Raw genomic sequence first — 13,572 nt, forward strand, 5'->3', positions numbered from 1 at the left:
CCGGGCGCTGTGACAGACTTATCGGGTGATCGATCCCGTGCTGCTTCGTGAAAATCCCGAGCTGGTCAAGCGCTCGCAGGAAGCTCGCGGGCACTCGTCCGAGACGGTGGATGCCGCTCTCGACGCAGACCGCGAGCGTCGTGCCGCGATTACGGCCTTTGAGGAGCTGCGTGCCGCGCAGAACGCCCACGGCAAGCGGGTCGCGCAGGCGCCGAAGGATGAGAAGGCTGCGCTGGTGGCCGAAGCCAAGGAGCTGAGCGAGCAGGTCAAGCAGGCCCAACAGCGGGTGACTGTCGCCGAAGAGGCTGCCGATGCAGCACTGTCGCGCATCGAGAACATCGTCATCGAGGGGGTGCCGGCCGGTGGCGAGGCCGACTTCGTGACGCTCCGCACGCATGGCGAGCCGCGCAGATTCGACTTCACCCCGCGCGACCACCTCGAGATCGGCGAGATCCTCGGCGCCATCGACATGGAGCGCGGCACGAAGGTGTCGGGCAGCCGCTTCTACTTCCTCACCGGGATCGGTGCGCGCCTCGAGCTGGCGATCATGAACCTCGCCCTCGACCGCGCCCTGCAGGCGGGGTTCATTCCCGTCATCCCGCCGACCCTCGTCCGCCCCGAGGTGATGCGCGGCACCGGATTCCTCGGCGAGCACGCCGACGAGATCTACCATCTCGAGGAGGACGACCTCTTCCTCGTCGGTACCAGCGAAGTTCCGCTCGCCGGCTACCACATGGACGAGATCATCGACTTCGCGAAGGGCCCCAAACGCTACGCCGGCTGGTCGACGTGCTACCGGCGCGAGGCGGGTTCGTACGGCAAGGACACCCGCGGCATCATCCGGGTCCACCAGTTCAACAAGCTCGAGATGTTCGTCTACACGAGCCTCGAGGATGCCGAAGCCGAGCACCTCCGCCTCGTCGAGATGCAGGAGCGGATGCTGCAAGACCTCGGCCTCGCGTACCGGGTCATCGACGTGGCCGCCGGTGACCTCGGGTCGAGTGCCGCTCGCAAGTACGACGTCGAGGCGTGGGTCCCCACCCAGGATGCGTACCGGGAGCTCACCAGCACGAGCAACTGCACGACGTTCCAGGCGCGTCGGCTCGACATCCGCCACCGCCCCGACGGTGGCAAGACCCAGCACGTCGCAACGCTCAACGGGACGCTCGCGACCACGCGCTGGATCGTCGCGCTGCTCGAGACTCACCAGCGCGAGGATGGGTCCGTTGCGGTGCCCGAGGTGCTGCGCCCGTACCTCGGCGGGCTGGAGATTCTGGAGCCGGTCGCGTGACGGATGCCGCGGTGCCGCACACCGGTGAGGTCGAGGCCGTTCCCGAAACGGATGCCGCCGCGATCGTCGAGGAGCTCGCTGAAGAGACCGAGCGCCACCCGCGGAGCACGCCGAGACTGCTGATCGCCCTGGATATCGATGGCACGGTGCTGCTTGAGGACGAAACCCTCAGCCCCGGCGTCGTCGAGGCCGTGGAGCACGCTCGCCGCGCCGGGCACGAGGTCATGCTCGCGACCGGTCGCTCGTGGGCGAGCACGCGCGGAGTCGTGCGCGTCCTGGAGATCGAACCCGACTACGTCGTGTGCTCGAACGGTACCGTCATCCTCAAGAAGATCGAGGGTGACGAGGTGCGCTACGAGCAGGCGCACACCGAGACCTTCGACGCGACCGAGGTCGTCACGCTGCTGCGCGAGCACCTGCCCGACGCGAAGTACATGGTCGAACTCGAAGACGGCAGCCGCCTCTATACCGAGGAACTCGACGACTGGAACCTGCTCGGCGCGCGCCGCGTCGCGTTCGACGAACTCACGCGCGAGCCGGTCTGCCGCGTCGTTGTCGTGTCGCCCGATCACGCCGAGGGAGACTTCGTCGACCTCGTCGCACAGGTGGGCCTGAACGAAGTCTCGTACGCGATCGGCTGGACCGCCTGGCTCGACATCGCCCCGCCGGGTATCGACAAGTCGACGGCGCTGGAGAGGGTGCGCGACTGGCTCGGCTTCGACCCGCACGACGTGCTCGTGATCGGTGACGGCCGCAACGACGTGGGTATGTTCGCCTGGGCGCTCGAAAACGGCGGTCGTGCCATCGCGATGGCGCAGGGTCCGCAGGAAGTGCTCGACGCTGCGGGCGAGATCACGTCATCCGTTCACGAGGGTGGTGTGGCAGCGATCCTTCGCTCCCTCTGACCCTCACGGCGAGAACCTCGCCGGAGTGGTCGGATAGAGTGGACGCCGTTCGATCGATGCCGCGCGCGGTGTCATCGGGAGGGTTGTCCGAGCGGCCGATGGACCTGGTCTTGAAAACCAGTGGGCAGCAATGTCCCGTGGGTTCGAATCCCACACCCTCCGCCATCGGAAGAGGCGTCGCCCGAAGGGCGGCGCCTCTTCCGATTCCCAGGCGCTGCGGGTTCGAACAGGACGCCGGCAGAGAAGTGGGCTCGTCTTGTCGCATCCTGCGCCTATGGCGACAATATGCGCCAGTCTTTGCCTCGGATGCCGACGATTCGCGCCCCCTTTTGCCAGGCGCGCGACGCGGGTGGCGGGAGGGGTTCAGCCGATCTTCGTCAGGGAGATGTTCGTCGAGCCTTCGGGGCTGGCGAACAGGCTCGCGCAGTTCGCGTCAACCGTCACCTGGGTGTCGTTCGCGCCCGGCGTGTGACGCAGCTGCAGCGGACCGAGCGGGCCCTCGGGTAACTGCACCGTGTACGACACGGTGCGGGACTCGCCCATCGGTAGCAGCAGGGTGCGGCTCAGCCCTTCGTTCCCGTGGTCGACACCCGAGCGGTCACGGAAGTACGAGTCCTGGTAGTCGCCGCGCTTGGGATCGGTCGACAGGATCTCGCCACCGGGCGGTGCGAAGAAGAGGACATCGAGCATCATCGTGCGGGGATCGATACCGCGATTCACGTTACGAAGCCCCAGCGTGTACTCGCTCTTGATGTCTTTGGTGATGCTGTTGTGGAGGTTCATCGACACGGTGATGGTGCGTTCGTCGACGTTGCAGGTGGCGTGCTGGTCGTAGGTCAGGTGATAGTTCAGCTTGCCGATCGAGTAGTCGTTGAAGTAGATGCCGAGTTGGGTGGCATCCGCGTTGTCTTCCCGCAGCGACGCGTCGAGGCCGTACTCGGTCGCGAAAGCTTCGAGGCCGGGGTCGTCGAACCACATCTGGACGCGGCCTTCGCCGGCGCTGCGCACTAACTGATCCCACATGGCGCCGAACTCCCAGTTGCCGCTGGTGAGTGCGCTGAACATTTTCGATGTCACCTCATTGAAGTAGGCATCCATCGCTGCGTTGTCGGCGCCGAACCGTTCGTACGGTTCGCTCATGAGCAGCGACGCCGTGTTCTCGGCCGTGACCTGCTCGCCCGAATCGAGGGTGAGGGGTCCGGTCGCCTCGATGAGGTGGGCCAGCACGATCGGGTCGATGGAGATCGCACCATCGAACTCGGGCAGGTCTTCCCACTCGCGGGTCGCCTGGAAGAGCTCAACGGCGCGCGGGAACTCAGGCGTCATCGTGAAGTTCGATGACCAGTTCACGAGCTCGCGGGGGTAGAGAGACTTGACGTCGCGGGGGAGCGTGATCAGCGAACCGTTGACGGTGTCGAACCCGAGCGAGGGAAGCCGCGAGTACATCAGGTCGACGCCGTTGTCTTGACCCACGAGCTCGGCTTGCCCGTTGTCCACCTTCAGAATCAGCCAGTGGGCGACGCCGCCGCCGGTCGCACGAATCTCAGCCGGGGTCTGGATCATGACCTGGTAAAGCATCGGTCCATTGGCCCCCGCGGCCTGCAGGAGTGCGGGAAGGTTCTCCTGCGCGACCTTGAGGAGCGGGATCGCCTGGTCGAGCAGCCCGACCATCTCGTCCATCGGCTCGTAGACGGCGGGCAAGACGTCGGTGCGGTCCATGTTCGCCGCGATGGCCGAGGCATCCTCGAACGAGGAAATGATCGTCGGAAGTACCGTCTCGGCCTCGAGGAACGGTTGCAGGTTGATCCCGAGGCTGCCCTCGGCGCGCTGCTCGTCGACGTTCGCAGCCGACACCATGTTGACGACGGGTGGGATCGATTCGCTCGCGATCGTGTTCACGGCTTCGGCGACCGTGCGCACCGCGAGAACGTTGTTACCGATGCGGGGGAGCGTGGATGCCAGATCCCAGAGCGGACCGTTCGCGGTCTCGGACGCGCGCTGGGTGCGAGCGACGATCTCATCGCCGGCCTGCTCGAGGGTGGCGGTGTTACCCGAAACAGCGGCCTCGGCAAGCCCGCCCAGCTGTGACTTGACGGTTTCGAGGTCATCGCGCACCTCGAGCACCTGGAGTGCGAAGACGCCTCCCAGAATGACGGTGCCGACCAGGATCAGGCCGAGGGGGCTCAGGGCGATCCAGAACGTCCGCCATCCGCGCCGTCTGCGTGACGCTCCCGACTCGGGTGCGGCGTGCCGGGCGAGCGGCCGCGCCGGGGAGCGCCGTGTCCGTGTCTCACGCCGGGTCGTTGGCGGTTTCGGGACGACGGATGGCGCACTCGACCGGGTCCGCCGGGTGATGGCCTGCGAATCTGACGAATGGCCCGCGCTCAGGGCGGGCTGATCGTTCGGGGAGGGCTCGCCTGCCGGGACGGAATCGGCCTGCCGGTCGCCGTCAACGGTGGTCACGGCGCTGATGTTACCGGTCGCGTGTTGCGAAAAACCGAGCGCGGGCCGTGAAAGCCCGAACGGATGCTGAACATCGCATATGCGTCTGTGGAGTCGCGGTCAGCGACCGCACAGTGCATGTCCAGCGGCCATGGCATAACCTACCCTTCTTAAGGCATCCGTTCTTCGGCTATGCCAACACCCGAGGTCTTCGAGGTCAACGACGTGTGACCGACAGGGGTCGTGCGCAGCCGGAGTCGAGCCACGCGTCGCACCCCTGTGAGCGAGGCGGGTTGCGAGGGTCGTCGGGAAGGAACTTTGTGAGCAGGACAGCACCGCAGCGCGGCCGCCAGACGGTGGCCCGTCATGGGGCGCTGAGGTCGCCGCATCCGTTCTCCGTCTTCATGAAGGCGCTCGGGATCGTCGTTGCCGTCGGGCTCGTCTCGGGCACCGGAGTAGCCGCGTATGCCGTCTACGACCTGGCAGCCAGCTATGTCACCGAAAACACGGTCGAACTCGAAGATCAGGTCGTCGTTCCGCCCGACATCGGTGCGATCGAGGGTGGCGTCAACCTGTTCGTTGCTGGCACCGACGCGTGTGAGCCCGAGTTCTCGGCGATCTTCGGCGACCGGTGTTCTGGTTCCGACTCGGAGGGTGAGCTGAACGACGTCAACATGCTCGTGCACATCTCGGATGCGCCGCGCCGTGTGACCGTCATCTCGTTCCCGCGCGACCTGATGCTCCCCATCCCCTCGTGTGACCGCGGTGATGGCTCGACGTCCTCGGCGATGAGCAAGCAGCCTCTGAACTCCGCGTTCTATGCGGGCGGCGGGTCCGAGGGCGGCGGGTTGTCCTGCGTCGTCAAGACCATCTCGCAGTTGAGCGGTCAGAGCATCCCGTTCGCCGCGAAGGTCACGTGGGGCGGCGTCATCAACATCACCGATGCAATCGGCGGGGTCGATGTCTGCGTCCAGGGCGGGATCAGCGATCCGCTCGCCGGTCTCTACCTTCCCGACGGGATCTCCACAGTGTCGGGAACGCAGGCGCTCGCCTTCCTGCGCACCCGCAAGGGTGTTGGTGACGGCTCGGACCTCGGCCGGATCAGCAACCAGCAGCAGTACATGTCGAGCCTGGCGAAGAAGCTCGTGAGCGAGAACGTGCTGTCTGACCCGACGACGCTCTACCGGCTCGCGACGGTTGCCATCGACAACATCACCAAGAGCTCGAGCCTGACCAACCCGCTGACGCTCGTGCAGATCGCGCTCGCGATCAAGGACGTTCCCTTCTCAGACATCGTCTTCGTTCAGTACCCCGTCAACGGCGACCCCGACGACCCGAACAAGGTCGTTCCGAACTACGCCGCCGCCGACCAGCTCTGGGCGGCTCTTGAGGCGAACGCGCCGATCGAGCTCACCGGCCAGGCGGGTATGAACGGAAGTGTCGTCGATGTGACTCCGACCGAGGAGCCGGCTCCCGAGGCCACCACCGACCCGAGTGCGACAGCCGCGCCTACCGATGCTCCTGCGCAGGAAGCCGTGGTTCTTCCGAACTCGATCACCGGCTCAACCGCAGCACAGAGCACCTGCTCGGTCGGAAACCTCGGCTGACGGCATCCATTCGTCGCGGCGGACCGCAGCGGTTAGTATTGACGAGGTCATCCGCCCGATTCGGTCACGGATGCCTGGAGACGTCGCATAGTCAGGCCTAGTGCACCACCCTGCTAAGGTGGAGTCCCCTTACGGGGACCGAGGGTTCAAATCCCTCCGTCTCCGCCAAAGGCCCAGTAAGAGAGTCCGTTTCGTGCGGTTCGCCCGGAGGCGTCGAGGTGAGATTCCGAGGCTCCGACCGCGCTGGGTGACCCCCATCGACGCCGAAGCTCTCGAGGCCGGCCCGTTCCGTGTGTTGCGCGATGTGCGTTGATCTTCAACCGCATGATCGCCGCTGTGCTTGCGGGGTGAGTCGCTGGCGGTCGGGCAGAGGGCACGTTCGGCATCGACGTTGTGACTGATGCCTACGATCGGTTGTCAGCCTCGGTGGAGGAGCACCCGGATCGGGTCGAACTTCTCGCCGGGCACGTAGTACCCGCCGAACATCTCGCTGCCGATCTGGGTCAAGGTGACGTCGGTGAACTCCAACTCGTGTTCGACCTCGCGCGCAGCCCCGAGCGAGAACGCCGGAACGGCAGGGCCGTCGTCTGGGCTCATCTCGAGCACCCAGCTGCCCGACGCTTCCCTGCGCAGCCGGAGCGAGGCGAACGTCGTGATCGGGGCCCCGTGGTGGGCGAACAGGGCGATCGATCCGTCGAAGGCGTAGGAGCCGTCACCGACGCCTCCCTCCGAGAGGGGGAAAAAGAAGCAGCCGTTCTCTGATGTGATCCCCTCCGCCCGGATGCCCCCGCCCGGTGCGCTGGTGACATAGAGGAGAAGGCTGAGCTTGATGCTCCACTCGAGATGTCCGTTCATGATCGCGCCCGTGTTCACTTTCATCCGCCTCGGGAAAGCGCCCACCACAATCTTGACAAGGCAGGCTGTCAGACAGCAAGCTAGCAGAAACGGCGACGGTGGCGTGGTATCTCGCTCCACTCCGAGCCGCCTGGTCAGGGCTGTGTTTAAAGGAGCATCACGGAATGAGATTCAAGGACTCCGTCGCATTCGTCACGGGTGCCGCGTCGGGAATGGGGCTGGCCACGGCTCGCGCGCTCGCCGATGAGGGAGCGATCGTCTACGGGGCGGACATCTCCGGGGAGGCGCTGCAGCGCGAGTTTGCGCAGATCCCCGGTGCGAAGACGGTCCCCCTCGATATCGCCGACAGTGCAGCGGTGACAGCGGCATTCGCGGAGATCGGCGAGACGCACGGCTCACTCCGTGTGCTCGTCAACGCGGCCGGCGTGAACGCCCCCAACCGGGCAGCTCTGGAGACGTTGAATGCCGAGAACGAACTCAGCTTCACCGCGATGAAGGAGGGCCGCCGGCACAATCCGGTGTTCATCGAGAACACGAGCGACGAGGACTTCGACCGCGTGATGCGGATAAACCTCTACGGCATGTTCCACACCATTCGTGCCGCCGTCCCGCTCCTGAAGGCCGGGGGCAAAGGCTCGATCGTTAACTTCTCGTCGGCGGCCGCGGTAACCGGCGTCGTCATGCCTCCGTACTACCCGGCATCCAAGGCCGCCGTGCTCGGACTCACCCGTGAGGCGGCGGCGGAGCTCGCCCCGTTCGGCATCACGGTCAACTCGCTGGCGCCCGGGGCGGTCGATACCCCGTTGTTCCGCCAGAGCGACCCGGAGTTCATCGACTTCCTCATCGGCATGCAGCCGATCCGCCGCACCGCCACTCCGGAGGAGATCGCGCAGACCGTCCTGTTCCTTGCGAGTGACGAGGGCTCGTACTACACGGGGCAGACGTTCTCGCCCTCCGGTGGGCTGGTGATGAGCTGATGGGCGCCTCCAAGACAGACGTCGTCACGCGCACCGACATCGACGGGGCCGCGCTCGAGCGGCTCGTCGCCGAGATCGAGTCGGACATCGAAAGGCGTGCCTACGACGGCGTGCATGTGATCCTCGCCCGCGGCGGGGAGAAGGTTCTCGACCACGTGACCGGCTTCGCGGAGCGCGCTACCGGGCGCGCGCTCGCCGCCGACGACGTGTACCGAGTGCTGTCGCTGACGAAGGCCTTCACGAACGTGATGGCGCTGCGCGCGATCACGGAGGGCAAGCTCGCGCTGTCCACACGCGTCGTCGACCTGATCCCCGAGTTCTTCGGGACGGACCGGTTCCGGATGCTGCGCAAGGACCGCGTCAACGTCCTGCACCTACTGACCCACCGCTCGGGCATGGCCCCGACGCCCAATCCCGGCCTGGATCTCACCGAGGCCGGCGTGCTGGCGGATGTCATCGCTGCGCTCGGCAACGTCGACGTGCTGTTCGAGCCGGGGACGAACCTGAACTACTCCCCGGCCATCAACCATGCGCTGCTCGGCGAGATGGTGCGGCGGGCGTACGGCGCGGAGTCGTTCAACCAGCTCGCGAAGGACCTGGTGTTCACCCCGGTGGGCATGACCGAGACGCAGTTCGGCCTGCCGGTGGCGCTGGCCTCCCGTGCGGTTCCGCTGAAGGCGTACCTGCCTGAGGGTGGATTCCTCGACCCTTCCGACATCGAGGAGCTCAACGACGTCATCACCGAGGACGCCGAGCTTCCCTGGGTCGGTTCGACCTCGACAGCGAACGACGTGTTCCGCTTCGCCGAGATGGTCCGCCGCAAGGGGCTGACCGAGGACGGTGAGCGCATCGTGTCGACGGCCGTGATGGATCAGGCGACGTCGCTGCAGACCGGTGACATGCCGAACGACATGTACGCCGCAATGGCCGAGGCGCGTCGCTGGGAGATCCCCGCCGGCAATTTCGGTCTGGGCTTCTCCCTGTCCGGCACCGGCACAGCGCCGAACTTCTTCGGCCCGTTCACGTCGCCGCGCACCCACGGCAATTACGGTGCCGGGTCCTCGCTGTTCTGGGTCGACCCTGAGCGCGACCTGACGCTGGTGTTCCTCTCCGCCGGAGTCATGGAGGAGACCGAGAACGTCGCTCGCTTCCAGAAGATCTCCACGATGGCCGTCTCCGCGGCTATCTGACCACTGCCCGAATCCAGGAGTCGATGATGACCACAATTGCCATTCAGGACAAGCTGCCGATCGCCCCCGAGTTCGATGCGATGAGCGACGACTACTTCGCGGACCCGGCTGGGTACTTCGCACGGTTCCGCGACGATACACCCGTCTTCTTCTACCCCCACCTCGGTGCGTGGATCGTCACGCGTCGCGAGGACATCCTCACGGTGCTCGGAGACTGGACGGAGTTCTCCAGCGCGGCGAACGCTGCTGACATCGAGGTGCCGGAGAAGTGGCACCACATCCTCCCTCCGGGACTCATGGCGCAGCTGGTCACCGGGATGGATCCAGAAGGCCACACCCGTCACCGCGCGGTACTGCAGCGGGGATTCACCAAGGCTCGGATGGAGGCGATCCAGCCGGAAATCGAGGCCCGTGCACACCGCATCATCGACAAGATCGAGCACGCCGGCGGCGGCAACATCATGGAGATGTACTGCCTTGAGCTGACCACGCAGACCCTGCTGGCCCACCTCGGTCTCGGCTGGGAGCATGACGCCATGATGCGTCAGCTGCGCAGTGACATGGCACGCGTGCTGGGCTCGTCGCGGGAGCCCATCCCCACCGACCTGTATGACGGGGTATGGGAACGCTACGTTCTCGCCAACCAGAAGCTCCAGGACATCGTGAAGGAGCGCCGCGAGAACCCGGGCGACGACTTCATCAGCGAGATGGCCACGCAGAAGGACCCCCGCACCGGCGATTACGTCCTCTCTCCCGCGCAGATCGCCCTGCACATCTGCGAGTTCGCGATGGCGGGCACGGATTCCACCTCACAGGCGATGACGGCCGCGATCGTGTACCTGCACAAGAACCCGCAGGCGCTCGCCGACGCGCAGGCGGACCCGGCGCTGTGGACGAACGTGTTCGAGGAGACGATTCGGCTGCGCCCCTCCGCCCCGTTCGCTTCCCGACAGGCTATGCGCGACATGGAGCTGTCCGGCGTGAAGATCGCCAAGGGTGACATGCTCTGGGTCGCGCTCCCGAGCGCGAACACCGAGCCGGGCTTCATCGAGCGACCGTTCGAGTTCGACATCCACCGCGAGAACATCGGCGACCATCTCGCCTTCACCCGGGGCCGTCACACCTGCATCGGTCAGGCGCTCGCGCGGGTCCAGGGGCCGACCGGGCTCAAGGTGCTCTTCGAACGGCTCCCGTCGCTGCGCCCCGCCGGGGAGATCCCGATGGACTTCCTCAAGATGGTGCTGCTCCCGGTGCGTCTGTCCCTGCCGGTCACGTGGGACCTCGGCGACATCGAGAACCACGCGACCCGGGTGCTTCGGGAGATGGACCTGACGGTCCTCGACGTAACCTCGGCGGCTGACGGTGTCGTCGCGGTGACGCTCGGACACCCAGACGGCGACGCGTTGCCGCAGTGGACCGCCGGTGCGCACGTTGACGTCCAGCTCGTGTCCGCCACGGGCGAGAAGCTCACGCGGCAGTACTCGCTTTCGGGCGACCCGGCGGGTCCTGAGACCTGGCGACTCGGTGTCCTCCGCGAGCCGGCGAGTCGGGGTGGGTCGCTGGCCGTCCATCGGCTCGCGGTGGGTGACACCGTGCGCGTCGGCTGGCCGCGCAACAACTTCGCGCTGGAACCGGCCCCGAAGTACGTCTTCGTCGCCGGTGGCGTCGGTCTCACGCCGATCCTGCCGATGATCCGACAGGCCGAGGCCCAAGGGGCCGAGTGGGAGCTGCACTTCGGCGGGCGAACGCGCGCGTCCATGGCGTTCCTGGACGAGCTGGCGGCCCACGGCGATCGGGTGCGCCTGTACCCGCAAGACGAGGTCGGCCACCCGCCCCTGGCGGAGATCTTCGCCGAGGTGCGTGAGGGCGCGCTCGTGTACGCCTGCGGTCCCGAGCCTTTGCTGGCAGCCCTCGAGACGACCCTCGCGCACTGGCCGGAGGGATCGCTACGTACCGAGCGGTTCGCGCCGAAGCCCATCGACGCCGATGCGCCGCAGGAGTCCTTCGAGGTGGAGTTCGCGCTGTCCGGCGTGACCCTGAGGATACCCGCCGACAAGACGATCCTCGAGGTGGCCGAAGAGGCCGGCCTCGCCGCGATCTCGTCCTGCCGCGAAGGGACGTGCGGGACGTGCGAGACCCCGATCCTCTCCGGGGAGGCCGATCACCGCGACTCGATCCTCAGCACGTCGGAGCAGAAGGCCAACCGCACGATGATGATCTGCGTGTCGCGTGCAGCTGGCAACTGCCCGCGGCTCGTCCTCGACGCATGACCGAGATCGCGGGCCGCATCGCGGTGGTGACGGGAGGCTCGTCTGGGATTGGCCGGGGCATTGCCGAGCAGCTGATCGACGAGGGCGCCACGGTCGTCATCACCGGCTTCGACCGGGATCGGGTGGAGACCACCGCGGCAGAGATCGGTGCCGTGGGCCTCGCCGCCAATGTCGCGGATCCTGTCGCCATGGCAGACCTCGCGGCCGAGGTGATGCAGAGGTTTGGTCGGGTGGACATCCTCGTGAACAACGCGGGTGTGGGGCCTGCCGGCCGGATGGTCGATCTGACTCTCGAGGACTGGCGTTGGATCACCGACGTCAACTACTTCGGTGTGGTGCACGGACTGCTGGCTTTCCTGCCGCTCCTACGTGCCAATCCCGACGGCGGTCACATCGTCAACACGACATCCATGGCCACCTTCCTACCCCTCCCGGGGCTGGGCGCCTATACAGCGACGAAGTCTGCGGTGCACGGGTTGTCCGAGGTGCTGGCGATGGAGTTGGCGGAGGAGGGGTCGCGGGTCAAGGTGACAGTCATGCCGCCCGGTCCGGTGCGCACTGACATCCGTTCCAGTACACGCAACCGCCCGACTGCCGCGGGATCCGGTCTCGCCGACGTCGACCTGGAATCAGCGGAGGATGCGGCAACTCTGCGCTGGATCTCGCCGCGCGAGGCGGGGCAGGTCGTGACGGAGGCGATCCGCGCGGATGCCTTCCTTGCCCTCACCCACCCGGAATGGATCGGGCAGATCGAGGAACGGTTCACGCAGACACGCGCGCAGTTCGAGCGCTACCCGGTGGCCTGACCCCGGGAACACCGAAGGGGCGGCACCGAATCGGTGCCGCCCCTTCGATGTCGTCCTCAGTGGGTGTGGACGATGTCGCTGAGCTTCGGCGGGCCGTTCTGTTCGAAGCGGCGCTTCTGCGCGGCACGCTCCGCGGAGAGGGTCGTGTCGTCGCCCCGGTGGGCGGCGATCGCGGCACGGCGCGCGCCGGGGGCGATGTGGCAGAGTCCCGGCACATCGGGGTTGTCGCGGCACTCGGTGCTGCCGGCGGCGGGTGCGATCGCCGCGAGGGACGCGCCAGACCGCATCAGACCGCGGACGGCGTAGGACCGCGCCGCGGGAGCGCCGCACCGGCGGCACTCCGCGGTCGCGGGCGCCGGGGCGGCGAGCAGCATATCGCCCTGCCAGCCGCAGTCGCTGCACCGGTACTCGAACATACGGCGCATCGGCTCAGCTGACCTCGACGCGCACGCCGCCGAAGGCGTCCCAATCCTTGGGCTCGTGCGGTATCCAGATCCGTGCGTCCTCGTCCTCGGCGACCTGCAGGATCTTGCGGATGCTTGCCTCAGCCTGTCCGTAGTCCCAGTCGGAGGGGTCAGCCTTCTCCCATTCCAGGTTCTCCCGAACGTGGGCCGCGTCGCCGGTGAGCAGCACATTCTGCGAGGGCAGACGGGTGAGTAGACCGAGCGAGCCTGGGGTGTGACCGGGGAGGTGCACGATCTGCATCGATCCGTCGCCGAAGATGTCGAGGCCGGCAGAGGTGACCGTCGTCCAATTGAAGGACTGCACGTTCGCCGACAGGAAGTCGTCCGGGGCGAAGAGGTGGGCGGACTTCTCATCGGGTGCGCGGCCCCAGTCGAACTCGCCCTGGCCGATGTAGAACGTGGCCTGCGGGAACATGTACAGCCCGCCAGAGTGGTCGCAGTGCGTGTGAGAGAGCACGACGTGTGTGATGTCGGACGTGGAGTAGCCGAGCATCCCGAGCTGGGTGTCGAGCCGCTTCTCCGGGGAGCTGATGATCCAGTCGGCCTCCGGGCGATCGCCGAACAGCAAGCGCGGGTCTTCGTTGACGATCGGATTCATACCCGTGTCGAACAGGACGAGCCCCCGCTCGTGTTCGATGACGTGCGCGGGCAGGGGGATGTCGACGGTGCCTTCGCCGCCGAAGACCAGGTGAGCGGCATCGATACGCATCTTCGGCGCGTCCAGCCCCCACATCCGGTTCGCAGTAGTCACTGAGTCCTCTTCTC

Annotated in this window: 11 protein-coding genes and 2 tRNA genes; 9 read left to right on the forward strand and 4 right to left on the reverse strand. The window is 66.6% G+C overall.

The window, feature by feature from the left end:
- Positions 1–25 precede the first annotated feature (25 nt).
- The 3 genes from serS to BGO47_RS01370 all read left to right on the forward strand — a co-directional run bounded on the left by serS (position 26) and on the right by BGO47_RS01370 (position 2,361).
- Complete coding sequence (serS, locus tag BGO47_RS01360; RefSeq protein WP_292707651.1) at positions 26–1,291, forward strand: serine--tRNA ligase; 1,266 nt, start codon at positions 26–28, stop codon at positions 1,289–1,291.
- Between the two features lie 11 nt (positions 1,292–1,302).
- A complete protein-coding gene (locus BGO47_RS01365; RefSeq protein WP_292707654.1) occupies positions 1,303–2,196 on the forward strand; it encodes an HAD family hydrolase in 894 nt (297 codons plus the stop codon).
- Between the two features lie 77 nt (positions 2,197–2,273).
- Positions 2,274–2,361, forward strand: a tRNA-Ser gene (locus BGO47_RS01370).
- A 198-nt stretch (positions 2,362–2,559) separates the two neighbouring features.
- Here the strand turns inward: BGO47_RS01370 and BGO47_RS01375 are convergent.
- The gene (locus BGO47_RS01375; RefSeq protein WP_292707657.1) at positions 2,560–4,659 is read right to left on the reverse strand and encodes a DUF4012 domain-containing protein; all 2,100 of its coding nucleotides are present in this window, start codon (positions 4,657–4,659) and stop codon (positions 2,560–2,562) included.
- Positions 4,660–4,958: 299 nt separating this feature from the next.
- Here BGO47_RS01375 and BGO47_RS01380 point away from each other — a divergent pair, with 299 nt between their 5' ends.
- Together BGO47_RS01380 and BGO47_RS01385 are read left to right on the forward strand one after the other, a co-directional pair.
- The gene (locus BGO47_RS01380) at positions 4,959–6,245 is read left to right on the forward strand and encodes an LCP family protein (RefSeq protein ID WP_292707660.1); all 1,287 of its coding nucleotides are present in this window, start codon (positions 4,959–4,961) and stop codon (positions 6,243–6,245) included.
- 76 nt (positions 6,246–6,321) lie between these two features.
- Positions 6,322–6,413: transfer RNA gene (locus tag BGO47_RS01385), tRNA-Ser, on the forward strand.
- Positions 6,414–6,662: 249 nt separating this feature from the next.
- On the opposite strand, the gene BGO47_RS01390 is transcribed toward BGO47_RS01385, so the two are convergent.
- Positions 6,663–7,100 (reverse strand): HtaA domain-containing protein, encoded by a 438-nt coding sequence (locus BGO47_RS01390; protein WP_292707662.1) that lies wholly within the window; start codon positions 7,098–7,100, stop codon positions 6,663–6,665.
- A gap of 164 nt (positions 7,101–7,264) precedes the next feature.
- Between BGO47_RS01390 and BGO47_RS01395 the strand changes: the two genes are divergently transcribed.
- The 4 genes from BGO47_RS01395 to BGO47_RS01410 are packed head-to-tail and all read left to right on the forward strand — an operon-like array spanning position 7,265 to position 12,343.
- Positions 7,265–8,077 carry an SDR family oxidoreductase gene (locus BGO47_RS01395; RefSeq protein ID WP_292707665.1) on the forward strand — a complete coding sequence of 271 codons (813 nt, stop codon included), beginning with the start codon at positions 7,265–7,267 and terminating at the stop codon, positions 8,075–8,077.
- Entirely contained in the window at positions 8,077–9,267 is a 1,191-nt protein-coding gene (locus BGO47_RS01400; protein WP_292707668.1) for a serine hydrolase domain-containing protein, read from the forward strand. The genes BGO47_RS01395 and BGO47_RS01400 overlap by 1 nt, the downstream gene beginning before the upstream one ends.
- Positions 9,268–9,293: 26 nt before the next feature.
- Complete coding sequence (locus tag BGO47_RS01405) at positions 9,294–11,537, forward strand: cytochrome P450 (RefSeq protein WP_292707671.1); 2,244 nt, start codon at positions 9,294–9,296, stop codon at positions 11,535–11,537.
- Positions 11,534–12,343 carry an SDR family NAD(P)-dependent oxidoreductase gene (locus BGO47_RS01410; RefSeq protein WP_292707674.1) on the forward strand — a complete coding sequence of 270 codons (810 nt, stop codon included), beginning with the start codon at positions 11,534–11,536 and terminating at the stop codon, positions 12,341–12,343. The genes BGO47_RS01405 and BGO47_RS01410 overlap by 4 nt, the downstream gene beginning before the upstream one ends.
- A 56-nt stretch (positions 12,344–12,399) precedes the next feature.
- On the opposite strand, the gene BGO47_RS01415 is transcribed toward BGO47_RS01410, so the two are convergent.
- The gene (locus BGO47_RS01415) at positions 12,400–12,768 is read right to left on the reverse strand and encodes a hypothetical protein (RefSeq protein ID WP_292707677.1); all 369 of its coding nucleotides are present in this window, start codon (positions 12,766–12,768) and stop codon (positions 12,400–12,402) included.
- Between the two features lie 4 nt (positions 12,769–12,772).
- Positions 12,773–13,558 carry an N-acyl homoserine lactonase family protein gene (locus BGO47_RS01420; RefSeq protein ID WP_292707680.1) on the reverse strand — a complete coding sequence of 262 codons (786 nt, stop codon included), beginning with the start codon at positions 13,556–13,558 and terminating at the stop codon, positions 12,773–12,775.
- Positions 13,559–13,572: the final 14 nt, after the last annotated feature.

This window comes from Microbacterium sp. 67-17, from assembly GCF_001898325.1.
GTDB lineage: Bacteria > Actinomycetota > Actinomycetes > Actinomycetales > Microbacteriaceae > Microbacterium > Microbacterium schleiferi.